The sequence below is a fragment of the Mesorhizobium sp. M7A.F.Ca.CA.002.09.1.1 genome (assembly GCF_003998555.1).
GTDB classification, from domain to species: Bacteria; Pseudomonadota; Alphaproteobacteria; order Rhizobiales; family Rhizobiaceae; genus Mesorhizobium; species Mesorhizobium ciceri.
Genome location: NZ_RZRR01001448.1, coordinates 1 through 754, shown reverse-complemented (window position 1 = coordinate 754; position 754 = coordinate 1). Strand labels below are relative to the sequence as shown.

Genomic DNA, 754 nt, shown 5'->3' with positions numbered 1-754 from the left:
GAAGTAGTCCAGACTTGAACGGACCCGAGCCGCACCCGGCTCGGGTCAACGCTTCCCGTCGCGGCGGACGAGTTCGTGGAACTCCTCGCGGCGTCCGGGCTGTTCGGCCGCGACCACAAGCGCAAGCTGTTGTTCTTCGAAGAGCTTGAACCATTCGTCCCATTCGACGAGTTCATAGCCCCCCGCATTGAGCGGCCGTTCAGGCTGGTCCTGATCCTGATAGGCGTGCTGGCCGAAGACCAGCCTCAACATGGGCTGCGTCCCCGCTTCGGGCGAGATGTCGACGATTGCGGGAAAGCCGGCGCGCCCGGCAGCCCACGAGCGGATCGCATCGTGGTCGGTCAGTGTGATTGTGTCGGCCATCGGTCGCTCCAGATTGTCAACGAAGGAACGCTGACCGGAGACGGCGGTTCCCTGACATTATTTTGAGATGGCGGTCCTGCTTGCGGCGAGGCTTAACCGCTTGTTTGGGCTTGCCCTCTAAGCTCTTCCCCGACGTAAGCGAGGGGAAGTCATAGTCGTTTGGACACGGGTCTGCTCATAGCGCTGCTTAACCCGACGATCGCGCTGGCGCTCGGCGCGGCGTTCCTCGTGCTATGGTCCTATCAGCGCCACCGCCCCTATCTGGCCGTGCTGGCGCTCAGCTACAGTCTCTCGGCGGTGGGCTTCCTGCTTCAGTATTTCACCTTGCCGATCGGCATGCCGCTGACCAAGCTGGTGTCGAACATCTGCTTCAGCATCGCCGGCTGCTGCC

The 754-nt window shown here is 62.5% G+C and carries 1 protein-coding gene and 1 pseudogene; one reads left to right on the top strand and one right to left on the bottom strand.

The genetic code is table 11. The annotated features are described in order from the left end of the window. Nucleotides 1-45 precede the first annotated feature (45 nt). Nucleotides 46-363, bottom strand: a complete 318-nt coding sequence (locus EN994_RS33910) for a hypothetical protein (RefSeq protein WP_013528869.1) — start codon at nucleotides 361-363, stop codon at nucleotides 46-48. Nucleotides 364-522: 159 nt separating this feature from the next. Here EN994_RS33910 and EN994_RS33905 point away from each other — a divergent pair. After that, nucleotides 523-754 (top strand): annotated as a pseudogene (locus EN994_RS33905) (GGDEF domain-containing protein); the annotation flags it as partial.